This window comes from Pantoea sp. AG1095, assembly GCF_003208415.1.
Lineage (GTDB): Bacteria > Pseudomonadota > Gammaproteobacteria > Enterobacterales > Enterobacteriaceae > Pantoea > Pantoea leporis.
On record NZ_QKMJ01000009.1, the window covers coordinates 93,738 to 112,193 of the forward strand.

Sequence of the window (18,456 nt, forward strand, 5' to 3'; positions counted from 1 at the left end):
CGAACCGCATAAAAAAATCAGAGGTCGGGCGACGCACACAACATCACATCACAATGGAGCAAAACATGATCAACTCCCTGGCTAAATCCAGGATGCTGAAGGTCGGTCTCAGCCTGATTGCTATGACCGTTGCCGCTGGTGTCCAGGCGAAAACCCTCGTTTATTGTTCAGAAGGTTCGCCGGAAGGCTTCAACCCGCAGCTCTTCACATCGGGTACCACCTACGACGCAAGCTCCGTACCGATCTACAACCGTCTGGTTGAGTTCAAAACCGGTACCACCGAGCTGCAGCCAGGTCTGGCAGAAAAATGGGATGTCAGCGCGGACGGTAAAACTTATACCTTCCACCTGCGTCAGGGCGTGAAGTGGCAAACCACCAAAGACTTCAAGCCAACCCGCACCTTCAATGCCGATGACGTCGTGTTCTCCTTCGAGCGTCAGCTCGACAAAAACAACAAATATCACGGTGTTTCTGGCGGCAGCTACGAATACTTCGAAGGCATGGACATGCCTAAGCTGATCGCCAAAATCGAAAAAGTTGACGATTACACCGTACGCTTCACGCTGACGCGTCCAGAAGCGCCGTTCATTGCTGACCTCGGCATGGACTTCGCCTCAATCATTTCTAAAGAATATGCCGACAACATGCTGAAAGCGGGCACGCCTGAGAAGCTGGACCTCAATCCAGTGGGCACCGGTCCGTTCGTACTGCAGCAGTATCAGAAAGACTCGCGCATTCTGTATAAAGCTAACCCAGACTTCTGGGGCACTAAGCCGAAGATTGATCGCTTAGTGTTCTCCATCACGCCAGACGCCTCTGTGCGTTATGCGAAACTGCAGAAAGGCGAGTGCCAGGTCATGCCGTACCCGAACCCGGCCGACATCGCCAGCATGAAGAAAGACGACAAAATTAACCTGATGGAACAGCCTGGTTTGAACGTCGGTTACCTGTCGTTCAACACCGAGAAAAAGCCGCTGGATAACGTGAAGGTGCGTCAGGCACTGACCATGGCGGTGAACAAACAAGCCATCATTGATGCCGTTTATCAGGGCGCTGGCCAGGCCGCGAAAAACCTGATCCCACCAACCATGTGGGGCTACAACGACGACATCAAAGATTACGCTTACGATCCTGAGAAAGCCAAAGCGCTGCTGAAAGAAGCAGGTATGGCTGATGGTTTCTCCATCGACCTGTGGGCAATGCCGGTTCAGCGTCCATACAACCCGAACGCACGTCGCATGGCGGAAATGGTTCAGGCTGACTGGGCGAAAATTGGCGTGAAAGCCAAAATCGTCACCTTCGAATGGGGCGAGTACCTGAAGCGCGCGAAAGCCGGTGAACACCAGACCGTGATGATGGGCTGGACCGGTGATAATGGGGATCCGGATAACTTCTTCGCCACGCTGTTCAGTTGTGCAGCGGCGAAAGACGGTTCTAACTACTCACGTTGGTGCTACAAGCCGTTTGAAGATCTGATTCAGCCAGCCCGTGCTGAAGCCGATCACAACAAACGTATTGAACTGTACAAACAGGCTCAGGTAGTGATGCATGACCAGGCTCCAGCGCTGATCATCGCTCACTCAACCGTCTACGAGCCAGTGAGTAAGAAAGTCTCTGGTTATGTGGTTGATCCATTAGGTAAACATCACTTCGAAAACGTCGATATCCAGGAATAACCTTTCGGATTATCGCGGTCAGGGCCAGCATTGCTGGCCCTCGGGCGGCACCTTCGCCGCCCGTATTCCGCTCTTTTTTTCCGGCAAATTCTACTAATGAAGCGCTTCTTGCGTCGCGTCCGCCTTTGGCTGGCTGCGAGTGTTGAGCAATGTTGTCCCCGGCGGTAACGCTGTGGGAAATGTCAGAGAACCAGGCTTATGCTGCAATTCATACTCCGACGTTTGGGCCTTGTCATCCCAACGTTCATCGGTATCACGTTATTGACCTTCGCGTTTGTCCACTTGATCCCCGGCGATCCGGTACTGATCATGGCTGGCGAACGCGGTATCTCTCCTGAACGTCACGCACAATTGATGGCGCAGTTTGGCCTCGATCAGCCGATGTGGAAGCAATACATCACCTACATCAACGGCGTCTTACACGGTGACCTCGGCATCTCGCTGAAAAGCCGCATCCCGGTTTGGGACGAATTCGTACCACGCTTCAAAGCCACGCTGGAACTGGGCATCTGCGCCATGTTGTTCGCGGTCGCTGTCGGCATTCCTGTTGGCGTGCTGGCCGCGGTGAAACGCGGCTCGATCTTCGATCACACCGCCGTGGGCATCTCGCTCACCGGTTACTCGATGCCGATTTTCTGGTGGGGCATCATGCTGATCATGCTGGTCTCGGTGCAGTGGAACCTCACGCCGGTCTCCGGGCGCGTCAGCGACACCATCTTCCTCGACGACAGTCATCCGCTCACCGGCTTTATGCTGATCGATACGCTGTTCTGGGGCGAAGAGGGCGATTTTAAAGATGCGGTGATGCACATGATTCTGCCGGCCATCGTGCTCGGCACCATTCCGCTGGCGGTGATCGTGCGTATGACGCGCTCCTCGATGCTGGAAGTGCTGGGTGAAGATTACATCCGCACCGCGCGCGCCAAAGGGCTGACGCGTATGCGTGTGATTGTGGTGCATGCGCTGCGTAACGCCATGCTGCCGGTCGTCACCGTGATTGGTTTGCAGGTTGGTACGCTGCTGGCCGGTGCGATTCTGACCGAAACCATCTTCTCGTGGCCGGGACTCGGTCGCTGGCTGATCGAAGCGCTGCAACGCCGTGACTATCCGGTGGTGCAGGGTGGCGTGTTGCTGGTGGCGATTCTGATCATCGTGGTCAACCTGCTGGTTGATCTGTTGTACGGCGTGGTCAATCCACGTATCCGTCATAAGAAATAAGGGGGAATCATGTCTGCTGTTGATCCCGCAAGCGTAACTGCTGCACCCAAGCCGATGACCCCGTTGCAGGAATTCTGGCACTACTTCAGGCGTAACAAAGGCGCGGTTATCGGCCTGGTTTACATCGTTCTGATGCTGTTAATCGCTATCTTTGCTGATGTGTTGGCACCGCACGCACCGGCTGAGCAATTCCGTGATGCCTTGCTGCATCCGCCGGTTTGGCAGGAAGGCGGCAGTTGGAGCTACATCCTCGGTACCGATGACGTGGGCCGCGATGTGCTGTCGCGCCTGATGTACGGCGCGCGCCTGTCGCTGCTGGTTGGCTGCATGGTCGTCGTGCTGTCGCTGATTCTCGGCGTGATATTTGGCCTGATGGCTGGCTACCTTGGCGGCGTGGTTGACGCCATCATTATGCGTGTGGTCGATATCATGCTGGCGCTGCCAAGCCTGCTGCTGGCATTGGTGCTGGTGGCAATCTTCGGTCCGTCGATCGTTAATGCCTCGCTGGCGATTACCTTCGTCGCCTTGCCGCACTATATCCGTCTGACGCGTGCTGCGGTGCTGGTTGAAGTTAACCGCGACTACGTTACCGCCTCAAGCGTGGCGGGTGCCGGTACGCTGCGCCAGATGTTCATCAATATTCTGCCTAACTGCCTGGCACCGCTGATCGTGCAGGCATCATTAGGTTTCTCCAACGCCATCCTCGATATGGCGGCGTTGGGCTTTCTCGGTATGGGGGCGCAGCCGCCAACGCCGGAGTGGGGCACCATGCTCTCCGACGTGTTGCAGTATGCGCAAAGTGCCTGGTGGGTGGTGACATTCCCTGGAGTGACCATTCTGCTAACGGTTCTGGCATTCAACCTCATGGGCGATGGTTTGCGTGATGCACTCGACCCGAAACTCAAGCAGTAAAGAGGCACCGAGATGGCATTATTAAATGTAGACAAATTATCGGTGCATTTCGGCGACGAAAAAACACCGTTCCGTGCGGTTGACCGCATCAGCTATCAGGTCGAGCAAGGCCAGGTAGTCGGCATCGTCGGGGAATCCGGTTCCGGTAAATCGGTCAGTTCGCTGGCGATTATGGGCCTGATCGATTATCCCGGCCGCGTGATGGCCGAGAAACTGGAATTCAATCAGCGCGACCTGCAGAAAATTTCCGAAAAAGAGCGCCGCCAGTTGGTGGGCGCCGAAGTAGCGATGATCTTCCAGGACCCGATGACCAGCCTCAACCCTTGCTACACCGTGGGTTTCCAGATCATGGAAGCGCTGAAGGTGCATCAGGGCGGCAGCAAACGTACCCGTCGTCAGCGTGCGATTGATCTGCTCGATCAGGTGGGCATTCCCGACCCGGCTTCGCGCCTGGATGTCTATCCGCATCAGCTGTCGGGCGGGATGAGCCAGCGCGTAATGATCGCGATGGCGATTGCCTGCAAACCGAAACTGCTGATCGCCGATGAGCCGACCACTGCGCTCGACGTGACCATTCAGGCGCAAATCATCGAACTGCTGCTGGAGTTGCAGAAGCAGGAGAACATGGCGCTGATCCTGATTACCCACGATCTGGCGCTGGTGGCCGAAGCGGCTCAGCACATCATCGTGATGTATGCCGGACAAGTAGTGGAGAGCGGTAAAGCAGTGGATATCTTCAAAGCGCCGCGTCATCCCTACACGCAAGCGCTGCTGCGCGCGCTGCCGGAGTTTGCTGCCGACAAAGCGCGTCTGGCCTCGCTGCCTGGCGTAGTGCCGGGTAAATACGATCGCCCAACCGGCTGCCTGTTAAATCCGCGCTGCCCGTATGTGACCGATCGCTGCCGCCGCGAAGAGCCGGAGCTGCGCGACATTCCTGGCCGCCAGGCCAAATGTCACTTCCCACTGGATGATGCCGGGAGACCGACTTATGAGTCTTGATAACGATAAGCAGGATTACCTGCTGCAGGCGATTGACCTGAAAAAACACTACCCGGTGAAGAAAGGTCTGTTTGGCCAGGAACGTCTGGTCAAAGCGCTGGATGGCGTCTCGTTCAACCTCGAACGCGGCAAAACGCTGGCGGTGGTCGGCGAGTCTGGCTGTGGTAAATCCACGCTGGGCCGCTTGCTGACGATGATTGAAACCCCGACCGAAGGCAAGCTGTTCTGGCACGGTCAGGATCTGTTGAAACACGATCCGCAGGCGCAGAAACTGCGTCGCCAGAAAATTCAGATCGTGTTCCAGAACCCGTATGGCTCGCTCAATCCGCGTAAGAAAATCAGCCAGATTCTGGAAGAGCCGCTGGTGATCAACACCTCGCTGACCAAAGCGGAGCGCAAGGAAAAAACGCTGGAGATGATGGCGAAGGTTGGCCTGAAAACCGAGCATTACGATCGCTATCCGCACATGTTCTCGGGCGGCCAGCGTCAGCGTATCGCTATTGCGCGTGGTTTGATGCTCGATCCTGATGTGCTGATCGCCGATGAGCCGGTCTCCGCGCTCGACGTGTCGGTGCGTGCGCAGGTGCTGAATCTGATGATGGATTTGCAGCAGGATTTAGGCTTGTCCTACGTCTTCATCTCGCACGATCTCTCCGTGGTGGAACATATCGCCGATGAGGTGATGGTGATGTATCTCGGCCGCTGCGTTGAGAAGGGCAGCAAAGAGGCGATCTTCAGCAATCCGCGTCATCCTTACACGCAGGCACTGCTGTCGGCGACACCACGCCTCAACCCGGACGATCGCCGCGAGCGCATCAAACTGACGGGCGAGTTGCCAAGCCCGCTCAATCCGCCGCCGGGCTGTGCGTTTAACGCGCGCTGCCGTCGTCGTTTTGGCACCTGCGTTCAGCTGCAGCCAAAACTGAAGCAATATGGCGATCAGCAAATCGCCTGCTTCGCGGTTGATCAGGATGAAAATCAGCCGGTAGGCGTGTCATAAATTACTGCCATAAATGAATCAAGGCTCCTGCGGGAGCCTTTCTTTTTGCTGATTAATACATGAGATAAATTAACGACAAAAAGTGTTACCGCGAAAGCTTTGGCAAAAGCATTACGCCACTGCATCTGTGAACAAATGGTCCTGATTAAGATATATATCGTAAAGGCAAATTCCTATTTTCATCATCATTGTGTGAGCAATGTCACTGTAGAATAAAATCCATAACTTGCAGCGCAGTAGAGGTTTTTCAGAAGCTTAGGTTAAAATCCCCTGCGTGATTATTTCTGTTAATTGATACTAATTAATCTCCGTCCATAAATAACTGCATGCTTTTTGCATTCCCGCTTTTTCAATCTTAAAGATAGAATTCTTTTATTGAATGCGCTGTTTTAGTAATCAGATTTGTCTCACCGTCTTTTAATGTGTGTGATATATTCGCGGAAAATTCCCTCCCGCTTTTACAGGCTCTGATCATGAAGAATTACGACGATCTGCAGCGTTTTAAAGAGAAAACGCAGACGCTTGACATCGCTTTTAAGGATATGTCCGGTCAATCGCAGGAAGCCGATCAAAGTCAGTGGGCGTTACTGCGTCAATTGACCACCGAACAAGAGCCTGAATTAGGCAGCGGTCAGCGCATCGATATGCCGCAACCACAGCCGATTCGCGGGGATGAATTCAGCGCACCGCCGGAACCGGCTCAGGCTGCACCAGCCAGCCCGACGCGCGCATCGATTCTCGATAGCCTGAACGCACCTGCCGCCGCGCAACCGGAGAGCGGCTCATCGCTGTTTCCGCCCGCGCCGTCGGTTAAGCCGCTCTCCTCTGCGACGCCATTAGCGCCGAAAGCCACGCTGGTCGAGCGCCAGGCGACAACCTCACTGTTTCCACCAGCAAAACCTGCCGCCGCGCCAGCCGCTCAGCCTGCTGCTGTTGCCGCACCGGCAGCTCCCGCGCCAATCGCGCCAGTGCCTGTGCCAACCCTGGCCGCTGCGGTTGAACCGGCACGTCCGGCTGCGCCGGCCCCGTCTCGCTTTGGTGCGCTGTTCCGCTCGCGTCCAGCCGAGCCGGCTAACCTGTCAAAAGAAACACCGTTAAAACCGCTACTGGAGAAGATTGCGCTATGCCGTTAGTTTGTGTGTGCTCGCCAAAAGGGGGAGTAGGGAAAACCACCATGGCGGCCAACCTTGCGTGGAGTCTGGCTCGCGCTGGCAGCAAGGTGTTGGCAATCGATTTCGATGTTCAGAACGCCTTGCGCCTGCATTTCGGTGTACCGCTGAATGATGGTCGCGGCTTTGTGGCACGCTCTGAAGATCAGGCTGACTGGAGCCAATCGATTCTGACCACCGGCGGCAATATTTTCGTCATGCCGTATGGCGAGGTGAGCGAAGAGCAGCGTGAACGCTTTGAAGAGAACCTGGTAAAAGATCCGCATTTCCTGAAACGCGGGCTTGATACGGTGCTGAATTATCCGGGACTGGTGATTATCGCCGATTTTCCCCCCGGTCCGGGTCCGGCGCTTAAAGCAATGCAGGCACTTGCCGATATGCATTTAGTGGTGATGTTAGCGGATACCGCATCGGTCTCGTTGCTGCCGCAAATAGAAAATGACCGCATGATCGGTCGACCGCTGAATAATAAACGCGGTCACTATTTTGTCCTTAACCAGAGCGATAACCGCCGCAATATTAGCCGTGAAGTCACCGCTTTTATGCAGCAGCGGTTGGGTGAGAACTTATTAGGCGTGGTTCATCGTGATGAAAGCGTCGCGGAAGCCAATGCCTCGCAACAATCGGTTTATGATTTCAGCCCAGCGTCTGCAGCTGCGTTTGATATCGAATTAGTGGCAAAACGCGTAGCCAATATCCTGGATATCACCGTGGGTAACGGCGAAGTTCAGGCACCTTTTCGCAGCCACTATTAATAATGAGGCCGACTCCGGCCACATAATAACAACACAGCTTCTTCAGGGTGAATCATGAGTAAACTCGGGTTTTACCTGCTGCTGCTGGTGCTTGCACCGGTGGCGGCGGTAATCGTCATCACGCCTATGGACAGCCAGAAGCAATATATATTTGGCTTAATCAGCATCGGGATGATGTTTTTACTGGGCTTCAGCAAAAGCCGCAAAATAACCATCGTTATGGTTATCTTATCCGCGCTGATGTCGACCCGATATATCTGGTGGCGTACTACGGAGACGCTGCAATTTAATTCTGAGATTGAAGCGATTCTCGGTATCGGCTTATATCTGGCCGAACTCTATGTCTGGCTGATCTTAATTCTCGGCTTCCTGCAAACCACCTGGCCATTAAAACGCACCATCGAACCTTTGCCGGATGATACCAGCCTGTGGCCGACGGTGGATGTCTATGTTCCGACCTACAACGAAAGCCTCGATGTGGTGCGTGATACCGTGCTGGCGGCGCAGTGTATTGATTACCCGCGCGACAAGCTGAAGGTCTATTTGCTGGATGACGGTAAGCGCAGTGAGTTTGCGGTATTTGCCGCCGATGTAGGCGTGGGTTACATCACCCGTGACGACAATAATCACGCTAAAGCCGGTAACCTCAACCACGCGATGAAGATCACCAAAGGTGAGCTGATTTGCATCTTCGACTGCGATCACGTGGCCACGCGCACCTTCCTGCAGGCAACGGTCGGTCCGTTCCTGAAAGACCCAAAGCTGGCGCTGCTGCAAACCCCGCACTACTTCTATTCGCCGGATCCGTTCGAGCGTAACCTGCGCGCGGCGCGCAGCATCCCGAACGAAGGTTCACTGTTCTACGGCCCGGTGCAGCAGGGTAACGATAACTGGAACGCCACCTTCTTCTGCGGTTCTTGTGCGGTGATTCGCCGTAGCGCGCTGGAAGAGATCGGTGGTTTTGCGGTGGAAACCGTGACCGAAGATGCGCATACCGCGCTGAAAATGCAGCGTCGCGGTTGGGGATCGGCCTTTTTGGCGATTCCGCTGGCGGCCGGTCTGGCGACCGAGCGTCTTGGCCTGCACGTCGTGCAGCGTAACCGCTGGGCGCGTGGCATGACGCAGATCTTCCGCGTTGATAATCCGCTGTTTGGCCGTGGATTGAAGTGGCAGCAGCGTCTGTGCTACCTCAACGCCATGCTGCACTTCCAGTTTGGCTTGCCGCGCGTGGCGTTCCTGACGGCACCGCTGGCCTACCTGCTGTTTAACCTGAATATCATTCACTCGTCAGCCTCGCTGATTTTCGCCTACGTCCTGCCGCATCTGGTGATGTCCCTCTACGTCAACTCGCGAATGAACGGCAAGTTCCGTTACACCTTCTGGGGCGAAATCTACGAAACCGTGATGTGCTTCCACCTCGTCATCCCAACGCTGCTCACCATGCTGGCGCCGAAGCGCGGTAAGTTTAACGTAACGGATAAAGGCGGCCTGCTCGATCAGGGCTTCTTCGACTTCCACATCGTGCGTCCACATGTGATTGTCGCGGTGCTGCTGTCGATCGGCATCATCGCGGGCGTGGTGCGCGCTACTGCGCATGACTACTTTGGCGTCGATCCTTACGTTATTGCGCTCAACGTCGGCTGGGCGGTATTCAGCCTGGTTATCCTGATGGCGGCGATTGCCGTGGCGCGCGAAACCAAGCAGGTGCGTAAAACCATTCGTATTGAGGTGCAGATCCCGGCGGTGATTCACTACGCCAGCGGCATCTCGTCACGCACGAAAACCAGCGATCTGTCGATGGGTGGCGCGCAGTTGGATGCGCCGGACAATCGTCACGAGCACGATGAAATTGAAGAGATCGATCTGCTGCTGAAGTCGGGCACCATCACCATTCCGGTGAACAAAATCTCCGGCGATGAGGAGAGCATCCGTCTGCGCTTTGGCGATATGCCGCTGTCGCGCCGCCGTGAGCTGGTGCGCGTGGTACTGGCGCGTGCCGATGCGTGGATTCAGCCGGAGTATAAGCAAGACAATCCACTGGTTTCGCTTGGCACCATTATTCGTACCGTCTTTGAGCTGTTCTGGCTGACCTGGAAAGATCGCCGTGAGAAGCGTAAGCGTGACAACCAGCCCGCAGTAAAAGAGGACAGCGCTGCATGAAGAATTTGACGCAAAGGTTGCTGGCAAGCTCGCTGGCAACGGCGCTGCTGCTCGCGCCAGCGTGGGCCGAAACCCCGCCAGTCACTCAGGATAGCGCTGCACTTTCAGACGTGCCGCCGCCGCAAGGCATCGAAAGCGCTGCCGATCCGCAGCTGCAACAGGCAGCGGGCGCTGCACCTTATGCGCCAGCGGAAACCGCACCGCAAACCGCTCCCGAAACCGCACCGGAAGCCGCATCGACAACGGAAAACGATGCGCCTGCTGAACCTGCGCCCAGCGAACCTGCTGCCGCACCAGAAATGGTGCTGCCAACGGTAGCGCCAACCGCACCGGCGATGATGCCAGAAACGTCTTCCGTGACGCTTAACCAGCCAATCAGCAGCACCGTTTCGGTGGCGCAAATGGGCCAGCCGCGCGGCATTACGTTGACCGGCGGCCAGCTGCAATCCGGCATCATGTTCACGCTGCCCAGCGATGAAGTGATCACCAACGCGCGTCTTAATCTGTCGCTGCGCGTCTCGGCGGCGCTGGCCGCGCGTAACACCTCGCTGCAGCTGATGCTGAACGGTCAGCCGCTGGGTACCTTGCCTTTGGGCGCCAGCGACAGCGATGTCAGCGATTACCAGCTGGATATTCCGGCGGCGATGGTGGTGTCCAGCAATAACCTCAGCTTCAAGATTAACGATGCCGACAAGCTGCTGTGCGAGAAAGAGAGCGCGCAGCAGTATCAGGTGTCGATTTTGCCGAAAACCACGCTGAGCCTCGAAGGGCAGCAGTTGAACATCGGCACCAGCCTGCGTAACTTCCCGCGTCCGTTTATTGATGCGCAGCGCATGACGCCCGCCAGCGTCACCTTTGGCTTTGCCGCCAATGTCGCGCCGGACAGCATCAGCGCCGCTGCGCTGGTGGCATCGTGGATGGGCATTCAGTCGGATTATCGTGGCATCCGTTTCCCGGTGGTGCGCGGCGATCTGCCTGAACACAACGGCATTCTGGTCGGCCATCCGGGCGACAAAATTGGTACCGTAACCTTGCCAGCCACCAGTGGTCCGCTGCTGCAGGTGATCGATAATCCGAACAATCCGGTCTACAAACTGCTGCTGGTGGTGGGCGCGAATGACGATCAGCTACGTCAGGCCGCTAACCGTTTAACCACTCAGCCGCTGGCGACCGATGCCAGCAGCCTTAACGTGCAGCCGCAGCCGATAGGTGAACGTAAGCCGTACGATGCGCCGCGCTGGATCAACACCATGCGCCCGGTGCGTTTGAGCGAACTGCTGCGCAAAGATCAGAGCCTGACCACCACCGGCATCTGGCACGATGCGCTGAGCGTCAACTTCCGCGCGGCGCCAGACCTGTTCCTGTGGGATGGCGACACCATTCCGGTGGAGCTGCACTATCGCTTCCCATCCGAAAGCTGGATTGATGAGGACAACTCGTTCCTCAACGTCATGATTAACGGCACGTTCCTGCGCAATCTTACGGTGAATAAAGTCGGTTTGCTGGAGAGCGCCTGGCATCGGCTGGGCGGCGACGCGCGTCAGGAGCATTACACCCTGAAGCTCGAACCGTACCTGATTTACGGTGACAATCAGCTGGCGCTCTACTTCAACATCAAGCCGAAAGCGGATGCGCCGTGCGGCGTGCTGCTGAACAACAACATTAAGAGCCGCATCGAAGAGGATTCGTGGATCGATCTGAGCCACACGCGCCACTTCACCATGCTGCCAAATCTCTCTTACTTTGTTGGCGCTTCGTTCCCGTTCTCGCGTCTGGCGGACTTCTCGCAGACCACGCTGCTGTTGCCGGAACAACCAAGCGATGCGGAGATCGCCACGCTGCTGGATATGGCCTCACGCGCCGGTAACGCTACCGGCGTACCGCTGCTGCAAAATCAGGTGCTGTTTGGCCTGCCAAACGGCGGCACCAACATGACGCGCCTGCAGCAGAGCGATCTGCTGGCGGTCAGCACCACGCAGAACAACGACTTCAACCAGGCAATGCTGGCCAACACGCCGTTCGATACCAGCGGCAACACGCTGGGCGTGAAAGAGCCCACCACCTGGGACAAACTGCGTGGCTGGCTGACCGGCGACTGGTATCGCCAGCCGCTGGATGCCGATCGTTACTTCTCCTCCAACGAAGCGTGGCGCGGCTTTGTCAGCTATCGCTCGCCGTGGAACCCGGATCGCTTAGTGGTGATGACGGTGGCGACCAGCGATCAGCAACTGCTGCGCCTGCATGAAGACCTGAATTCTGCACGCATCAACGCCGGGATTCGCGGCGATACCGCCATCATCACCGATGAGAACGGCATTCGCAGCTTCCGCGTCGGCCCGCAATTCCCGAGCGGCGAAATGCCGTGGTACATGATGGTGGTGTGGTATGCCAACCAGCACTCGGTGCTGATGGCGCTGGCGGCGCTGCTGCTTTCAGCGTTGGTCGGCGGCGGTGCGTGGGTGATGCTGAAACGTCATGCGTGGCGTCGTCTCAACCCAAAAGTTGATAGCAAGTCCGGCAAGAAGTAAGGATAAAAACAATGAAAAAACATCTGTTAAGTGCCGGTAATCTCCATGCCTTGATTCTGGGTGGCGCGCTGACGCTCTCTCAGCCGCTGCTGGCGGCGGAGAGCAATAATCCTGCGTTACAGGCGCTGTTCGATCAGGCGGCTTACTGGCACCAGAAAGCGCATGACGATTTGGCCAAAGCCTCGCTGCAGAAAGTGCTGATGGTTGAGCCCAACAACACGCAAGCGCTCTATCTGCTGGCGCTCTATTCACAGCAAAGCGGCGGCACAGCGGAAGCAGCGCAGTGGCGTGCGCGCCTGAGCGCAGCCTCGCCAAACGATCCGCATCTCACCGAGCTGGATAACGCCCGCCAGCTGCAAACCATTCCGCAGGCGCAGCTGCAGTTAGCGCGCCAGCAGGCACGCAGCGGCAACATCGCGGCGTCGCTGCAAACCTGGCGTAACACCTTCAGCGGCAACGAACCGCCGCCAAGCGTGGCAGCCGAATATTATCTGACCATGGCGGGCGATCGTTCGCTGCTGCCGCAGGCGGTTGAAGCGCTGCGTCAGTTCTCCGCCGATCATCCGCAGGATACCGGTGCCAAGCTGGCGCTGGGTAAAGCGCTGACCTATCAGGAAGCAACGCGTCGTCAGGGTATCGATGTGCTTGCCAGCCTGGCAGACGGCAACAAAGAAGCGGACCGTTCGCTGCGTCAGGCGCTGTTGTGGCTGGGTCCGCAGGCGTCTGATGCATCGCTGTATCAAACCTGGCAGCAGCGCCATCCGCAAGACAACGCGGTGCTGGATTACTACCGTAAAAACGTTGGCGGCGCTGAGAAGGGCGCAGGCTTTACCGCGCTTAACAGCGGCGACGTCAGCAACGCGCAGAATAACTTTGAGAAAGTACTGCAAGCTAACCCGCAAGATGCGGATGCGCTGGCCGGTATGGGCTATGTGGCCCAGCGCGCCGGACGTTATGCCGAAGCGGCGGATTACCTGACGCGCGCGGCGCAGATGGGTGGCGATCAGAGCGACACGCGCCAGAAGCAGGCCGCCGATGCACGCTTCTACGCGCAGCTGGCCTCCGCGCAGCAGGCGCTGAAAAATGGCGACAGCGCGCAGGCGTTGGCGCTGAGCGAACCGCTGGCGCAGGCCGACGGCGAGAAAGGCGTCTCGGCCAAACTGTTCCGCGCCGATGTGCAGCGTCGCAGCAATCAGCTCGATCAGGCGGAGCAAACCTATCGCGCCATCCTGCAAAGCGATGCCAATAACCGCAACGCCAAAGAAGGCTTGTTCTACGTGCTGCGTCAGCAGAACCGTGGCGCAGAAGCCAACACGCTGCTGGCATCACTGCCCGACAGCGTGCGCCAAAGCGTGGCACCGCGCGGCAGCAGCACCGATCCGATTCGTGCCCAGGCCAAACGTGAAGTGGCGGCGGGCAATAACAGCGCCGCCATCGCCACCTTGACCTCGGGTATTCAGCGCTATCCCAACGATGGCTGGCTGCGTCTCGATCTGGCACGTCTCTACCGCGCGCAGGGCAATAACATGATGGCGGCCAATATCATGCAGCCCACCCTGCGCAGCGGCGCCAGCACCACCGAACTCTATGCGGGTGCGTTAAACGCCAGCGAAAGCAGCGCGTGGCAGCAGGCGAGTCAGTTGCTGTCTCGCATTCCCAACAGCAGCAAAAACAGCGATATGCGCGAGCTGGCGCAGCGCGTCAACTTCAACCTGCAGATGGCTACCGCCGATCAGTATCTGGCGCAGGGCTCGAACGCGGCAGCGGCCAACACCCTGCGTGCGCTGGCCTCTACGCCGCCCGCCAATCCGGTGGATGCCGGTAACCTGGCGCAGAAGCTGGCGAAAGCCGGCGATCTCACCAGCGCGGTGTCCGTGGTGCGTAGCAACATGCAGCGCGGCATTCAGGGCAACGCCGGTGATTACGCCGCGCAGGTGGCGGTGCTGAATCAGGCCGGGTTGAATACCGAAGCGCAGAGCTTCCTCAGCAGTCCGGAACTGCAGGCACGCAGCACGCCAACCCAGCTGGCGAGCATCCGCAACGGCTACGTGATCAACGAAGTGGATCGTCTGCGCGAGCAGAAACAGTACGCCGCCGCTTACGACAAGCTGGTGGGCGCGCTGCAGCATGATCCGCAGAACCGCGATCTGATGTTCGCCATGGCGCGACTCTACCAGTCCGGCAAGATGAACAAAGAAGCGGGCGTGGTATACGACTACCTGATGACCCAGGATACGCCAACGCAAGACGCGCGTACCGGCGCCATCAACGTGGCGCTGGCGCAGAATGACGTCAACAAAGCCAACACCTTAACGCGCGGCCTGCGCAACGAGCAGTCGCCGGATCGCTTGCTGCTGTTAGCCCGCGTGGCCGAAGCCAACGGCGAACACAGCCAGGCGATGAGCTACCTGCGCACCGCGCGCGGTCAGCTGATTGGTCTGCAGGGCGCAGAAACCGGCAGCGTGCCAAACGTCGGTGGTCTGGCGCTGGCCGACAATCCGTTTATCAATCGCGGCACCTCGCCGGTGGGGCGTACGCCTTCCAGCTATGGCGCGGTGATGCCGTGGCAGTCGGCACCGGCGGCCACCAGCAGCGCCGAAGGCGTGACGCTGGCGAGCAACACACCGGCGGTTCAGCAGAGCCAGACGCTGCGCCAAATCGACAACATAATGGATGACCTGCAAGAGAAAACCGGAACCTGGGTGCAGGGTGAAATGCAGGTACGCGGTCGTGATGGCGAATCAGGCTTGAGCAAACTCACCGAAGCCAAAGCACCGCTCACCTTCTCCACCGTGCCGTTTGGCGAGTCGCGCTTCGACTTCACCATGACGCCGGTTTCCCTCACCGCCGGCAGCGCCGGTGGCGACGCGTGGCGTCGATTCGGTACCAACGCGCTGGTGCAGGGCAACGTGGTTGCAACCGGTGCGGCGAAAATTGATGATACGCCCAACTCCACCACCGATTCGCAATCCGCGACCGGCGTAGAGCTGAACATGGCGCTGAAGGGCGACAGCTACAAGATTGACCTCGGCAGCACGCCGCTGGGTCAGGACTTGAGTACGCTGGTGGGCGGCGTGCAGTGGTCGCCGAAGCTGACCGACTTCCTGACGCTGATCCTTACCGGTGAACGCCGCGCGATGACCGACAGTTTGCTGTCGTATGTCGGCGTCGAAGACAAAACCAGCGGTAAACGCTGGGGCCGTGTGACTAAAAACGGCGGTAACGCCTTGCTGAGTTACGACAACGGCGATGCCGGTTTTTATGTCGGCGGCGGCGCGTACAGCTACATCGGCGAAAACGTGGCGAGCAACAACAGCGTGCAGGCGACCGCAGGCGCGTATGTGCGTCCGTATCACCTCGACGATCGCGAGCTGAAAGTCGGCATGAGCTTGTCGTGGATGGATTACTCGAAAAACCTCAGCTACTTCAGCTACGGTCAGGGCGGTTACTTCAGCCCGCAGAACTATGCGTCGGTGTCGTTCCCTATCGAATTCAGCCGCAAGTTTGACGATCTGAAAGTGAATGTCGGCGGTTCGGTGGGTTATCAATCCTACAGTCAGGATAAGAGCGCCTACTTCCCGAATAATCCGTCGTTGCAGGCGCAGCTGCAAAGTCTGGCCGATCAAGGCTTCGTGAAGGATGCGTTCTACAGCGGCGACAGCAAAAACGGCATTGGCTACAACCTGCATGCCGGTGCGGATTATAAGATCAACAAAGATGTCACCGTGGGCGGTCAACTTGGCTACGACACCTTTGGCGATTACAACGAGAGCACCGCCAATCTGTACTTCCGTTACATGTTCGGAGATTACTAATGAGTGAGCAAGTAACCGCACGCGTCAGCCATCCGCATCAGCCGGGCTGGTTTGATTTGGTGAGCGCGATGATTGAGAGCATGCTGGACAACGCGGGCGAGGAAGCGGAAGGCTTTCTCAACGGTGTCGGCGTATCGCTGGCAACACGCTATCCTTTACCCGACGCGCGCACCGTGCAGGATCTGGAGCGTGAAATGAATTTGCAGCTGGCGCGATTTAACTGGGGCTTTGTGCAGTTACAGCCGCAGGAGAATGCCATTCTGATTCAGCACCACGCGCTGCCGCAGGGCGACAGCAACGTCGGTGTTGAACGTTGGCAGCTGGCGTTGAGCGCGGTGCTGGCGGGCGTGTATGCGCAGTGGCTGCAGGCACAAGGCGGCAGCGCGGCGGTGCCGGTGATGCTGGAGAACAACGACGGCGGCACGCTGCACTATCGATATCAATAGGATGCTGTAATGAGAGTGATGCGGTTCTGGCGTCAATGGATGCTGTGTTTCATGGTGATGTTTTTTAGCGCTCAGGCGGCCGCAGATGGCTGGAGTACCTATAAAAGCCGTTTTATGGGCAGCGATGGCCGAATCAGCGATACGGCCAACAACAACGTTAGCCATACCGAAGGGCAAGGCTACGGCATGTTGCTGGCGGTGGCGCATGACGATCGCGCCACTTTCGATCTGCTGTGGCAGTGGACGCGCAGCCATCTGCGTAATCCGCAAAACGATCTGTTCTACTGGCGCTACACGCCAGGCGCCGCCGATCCGATTGCCGACAAAAATAACGCTTCCGATGGTGATGTCCTGATTGCCTGGGCGCTGCAACGTGCGGCACAGAAGTGGGGCGGCGATTATCAGCAGGCCTCCGACCGCATTCAGCGTGCGATCGTCAAGCTGAATGTGATCAGCTACGGCGGACATAAAGTGATGCTGCCGGGCGCGCAGGGCTTCAACAAAACCAGCTACGTGGTGCTTAATCCCTCTTATTTCCTGTTTGAGGCCTGGCGCGAATTTGCGGAACACAGCCATCTGCGTATCTGGAATGAGCTGATTGATGACGGCATGGATTTGCTGGGTGAGATGCACTTCGGCAAAACCGGCCTGCCGCTCGATTGGGTGGCGCTGAATGCTGATGGTTCTGTGGCACCGGCGGTCGGCTATTCCAATCGCTTCAGCTATGACGCGATCCGTATTCCGCTAAATATCTGGTGGTACGACCCGCAAAGCCTGCGTCTGGTGCCGTTCCAGCGTGTCTGGCAAGGTTCGGCGCGCATGACCACGCCCGCCTGGTATGATGTGTTGGGCAACACGCCAGCGCCGTACAACATGGAGGGGGGATTGATTGCGGTGCGCGATTTAACCCTGGGCCAAACCCAGTATCTCAATGACACACTGGCAGCGGATCAAAACTACTTTTCCGCCAGCCTGCAGCTGCTGACCTGGCTGGCATATCAGGAAAAGCGCTAAATCTCATTTTTGGCCTGGTCGACATAAATGGCGGCCAGGCCATATTTTCCAGCCTTGTCTGAATCTCATTTCATTGTGCTGCTTATCTTTGATTTCTTGAACGCGATCAAAATGGCAGCACTGACACACATGCAAATTTGTCATGCTAAAATGTATAGACAAAAGTGTATGGTAAAATGCAAACGGAACTTGAATTTGAGTGGGACCTTAGCAAAGCAGAGTCTAATCACCGCAAGCATGGCATCCGCTTCGAAATTGCCGTGCGCGTGTTTGATGATCCTTTTCATCTTTCTAGCCAGGATCGTTGTGAGAATGGCGAATATCGCTGGCAATCAATAGGTAATGTTATGGGCCATATTATTATTTTGGTGGCCCACACGGTACGTTTCGAGCAGGGCACTGAGATTATTCGCATCATTAGTGCACGTCCTGCCACGCGCAATGAGAGGAGACGCTATGAGCAAGGTTAGGTTTAAACGCAGCGAATTACCGCCGCTTTCGGATAGCCTGCAATCTGAACTGGACGCGCTGAGTCAAAAGCCGGATAGCGAGATTGATTGCGGTGAAATCGCCCCGTTAAATGAACGTTTCTGGAACAGGGCTTCCAGCGGGCGATTTTATCGTCCGATTAAAACACAGGCTTCAGTCAGAATTGACGCGGATGTGCTTGAGTGGTTGAAAGCGCCGGGTAAAGGGTACCAGACGCGTTTGAACGCCATTTTGCGCGCGGCAATGCTGCGCGAATTAGAAAGCAAATAGTGCCC

General features: G+C 57.1%; 14 protein-coding genes. All 14 read left to right on the forward strand.

Features of this window, described 5'->3' with window-relative positions; translation table 11 throughout:
- Positions 1 to 65 precede the first annotated feature (65 nt).
- The 14 genes from dppA to DEU53_RS17550 all read left to right on the forward strand — a co-directional run bounded on the left by dppA (position 66) and on the right by DEU53_RS17550 (position 18,451).
- Positions 66 to 1,676: a dipeptide ABC transporter periplasmic-binding protein DppA gene (gene dppA, locus DEU53_RS17485; RefSeq protein ID WP_101763804.1), complete on the forward strand. Its 1,611-nt coding sequence runs from the start codon at positions 66 to 68 to the stop codon at positions 1,674 to 1,676.
- Between the two features lie 198 nt (positions 1,677 to 1,874).
- Positions 1,875 to 2,894 carry a dipeptide ABC transporter permease DppB gene (gene dppB / locus DEU53_RS17490; protein WP_110867892.1) on the forward strand — a complete coding sequence of 340 codons (1,020 nt, stop codon included), beginning with the start codon at positions 1,875 to 1,877 and terminating at the stop codon, positions 2,892 to 2,894.
- 9 nt (positions 2,895 to 2,903) lie between these two features.
- Positions 2,904 to 3,806, forward strand: coding sequence for a dipeptide ABC transporter permease DppC (dppC, locus tag DEU53_RS17495; RefSeq protein WP_110867893.1), 903 nt, complete (start codon positions 2,904 to 2,906; stop codon positions 3,804 to 3,806).
- Positions 3,807 to 3,818: 12 nt separating this feature from the next.
- Positions 3,819 to 4,805 (forward strand): dipeptide ABC transporter ATP-binding protein, encoded by a 987-nt coding sequence (gene dppD / locus DEU53_RS17500; protein ID WP_008104610.1) that lies wholly within the window; start codon positions 3,819 to 3,821, stop codon positions 4,803 to 4,805.
- Positions 4,795 to 5,805, forward strand: a complete 1,011-nt coding sequence (dppF, locus tag DEU53_RS17505; RefSeq protein ID WP_110867894.1) for a dipeptide ABC transporter ATP-binding subunit DppF — start codon at positions 4,795 to 4,797, stop codon at positions 5,803 to 5,805. Before dppD ends, dppF begins: the two co-directional genes overlap by 11 nt.
- 473 nt (positions 5,806 to 6,278) lie before the next feature.
- Positions 6,279 to 6,938 (forward strand): cellulose biosynthesis protein BcsO, encoded by a 660-nt coding sequence (gene bcsO, locus DEU53_RS17510; RefSeq protein ID WP_101763800.1) that lies wholly within the window; start codon positions 6,279 to 6,281, stop codon positions 6,936 to 6,938.
- Positions 6,929 to 7,729 carry a cellulose biosynthesis protein BcsQ gene (gene bcsQ / locus DEU53_RS17515; protein ID WP_101763799.1) on the forward strand — a complete coding sequence of 267 codons (801 nt, stop codon included), beginning with the start codon at positions 6,929 to 6,931 and terminating at the stop codon, positions 7,727 to 7,729. The genes bcsO and bcsQ overlap by 10 nt, the downstream gene beginning before the upstream one ends.
- 54 nt (positions 7,730 to 7,783) lie before the next feature.
- Positions 7,784 to 9,889 carry a UDP-forming cellulose synthase catalytic subunit gene (bcsA, locus tag DEU53_RS17520; protein ID WP_101763798.1) on the forward strand — a complete coding sequence of 702 codons (2,106 nt, stop codon included), beginning with the start codon at positions 7,784 to 7,786 and terminating at the stop codon, positions 9,887 to 9,889.
- Complete coding sequence (bcsB, locus tag DEU53_RS17525; RefSeq protein ID WP_110867895.1) at positions 9,886 to 12,417, forward strand: cellulose biosynthesis cyclic di-GMP-binding regulatory protein BcsB; 2,532 nt, start codon at positions 9,886 to 9,888, stop codon at positions 12,415 to 12,417. The genes bcsA and bcsB overlap by 4 nt, the downstream gene beginning before the upstream one ends.
- Before the next feature lie 11 nt (positions 12,418 to 12,428).
- A complete protein-coding gene (locus DEU53_RS17530) occupies positions 12,429 to 16,232 on the forward strand; it encodes a cellulose biosynthesis protein BcsC (protein WP_110867896.1) in 3,804 nt (1,267 codons plus the stop codon).
- Complete coding sequence (gene bcsD / locus DEU53_RS17535; protein WP_110867897.1) at positions 16,232 to 16,678, forward strand: cellulose biosynthesis protein BcsD; 447 nt, start codon at positions 16,232 to 16,234, stop codon at positions 16,676 to 16,678. The genes DEU53_RS17530 and bcsD overlap by 1 nt, the downstream gene beginning before the upstream one ends.
- A 9-nt stretch (positions 16,679 to 16,687) precedes the next feature.
- The gene (locus tag DEU53_RS17540; RefSeq protein WP_101763795.1) at positions 16,688 to 17,692 is read left to right on the forward strand and encodes a glycosyl hydrolase family 8; all 1,005 of its coding nucleotides are present in this window, start codon (positions 16,688 to 16,690) and stop codon (positions 17,690 to 17,692) included.
- Positions 17,693 to 17,868: 176 nt separating this feature from the next.
- The gene (locus DEU53_RS17545; RefSeq protein ID WP_110867898.1) at positions 17,869 to 18,162 is read left to right on the forward strand and encodes a BrnT family toxin; all 294 of its coding nucleotides are present in this window, start codon (positions 17,869 to 17,871) and stop codon (positions 18,160 to 18,162) included.
- On the forward strand, positions 18,149 to 18,451 hold the full coding sequence (locus tag DEU53_RS17550) for a BrnA antitoxin family protein (RefSeq protein WP_110867899.1): 303 nt from the start codon (positions 18,149 to 18,151) through the stop codon (positions 18,449 to 18,451). Before DEU53_RS17545 ends, DEU53_RS17550 begins: the two co-directional genes overlap by 14 nt.
- Positions 18,452 to 18,456: the final 5 nt, after the last annotated feature.

Coding starts and splice junctions, on each gene's coding strand:
- dppA (WP_101763804.1), top strand. CDS start 66: ATGATCAACTCCCTGGCTAAATCCAGGATGCTGAAGGTCGGTCTCAGC.
- dppB (WP_110867892.1), top strand. CDS start 1,875: ATGCTGCAATTCATACTCCGACGTTTGGGCCTTGTCATCCCAACGTTC.
- dppC (WP_110867893.1), top strand. CDS start 2,904: ATGTCTGCTGTTGATCCCGCAAGCGTAACTGCTGCACCCAAGCCGATG.
- dppD (WP_008104610.1), top strand. CDS start 3,819: ATGGCATTATTAAATGTAGACAAATTATCGGTGCATTTCGGCGACGAA.
- dppF (WP_110867894.1), top strand. CDS start 4,795: ATGAGTCTTGATAACGATAAGCAGGATTACCTGCTGCAGGCGATTGAC.
- bcsO (WP_101763800.1), top strand. CDS start 6,279: ATGAAGAATTACGACGATCTGCAGCGTTTTAAAGAGAAAACGCAGACG.
- bcsQ (WP_101763799.1), top strand. CDS start 6,929: ATGCCGTTAGTTTGTGTGTGCTCGCCAAAAGGGGGAGTAGGGAAAACC.
- bcsA (WP_101763798.1), top strand. CDS start 7,784: ATGAGTAAACTCGGGTTTTACCTGCTGCTGCTGGTGCTTGCACCGGTG.
- bcsB (WP_110867895.1), top strand. CDS start 9,886: ATGAAGAATTTGACGCAAAGGTTGCTGGCAAGCTCGCTGGCAACGGCG.
- DEU53_RS17530 (WP_110867896.1), top strand. CDS start 12,429: ATGAAAAAACATCTGTTAAGTGCCGGTAATCTCCATGCCTTGATTCTG.
- bcsD (WP_110867897.1), top strand. CDS start 16,232: ATGAGTGAGCAAGTAACCGCACGCGTCAGCCATCCGCATCAGCCGGGC.
- DEU53_RS17540 (WP_101763795.1), top strand. CDS start 16,688: ATGAGAGTGATGCGGTTCTGGCGTCAATGGATGCTGTGTTTCATGGTG.
- DEU53_RS17545 (WP_110867898.1), top strand. CDS start 17,869: ATGCAAACGGAACTTGAATTTGAGTGGGACCTTAGCAAAGCAGAGTCT.
- DEU53_RS17550 (WP_110867899.1), top strand. CDS start 18,149: ATGAGCAAGGTTAGGTTTAAACGCAGCGAATTACCGCCGCTTTCGGAT.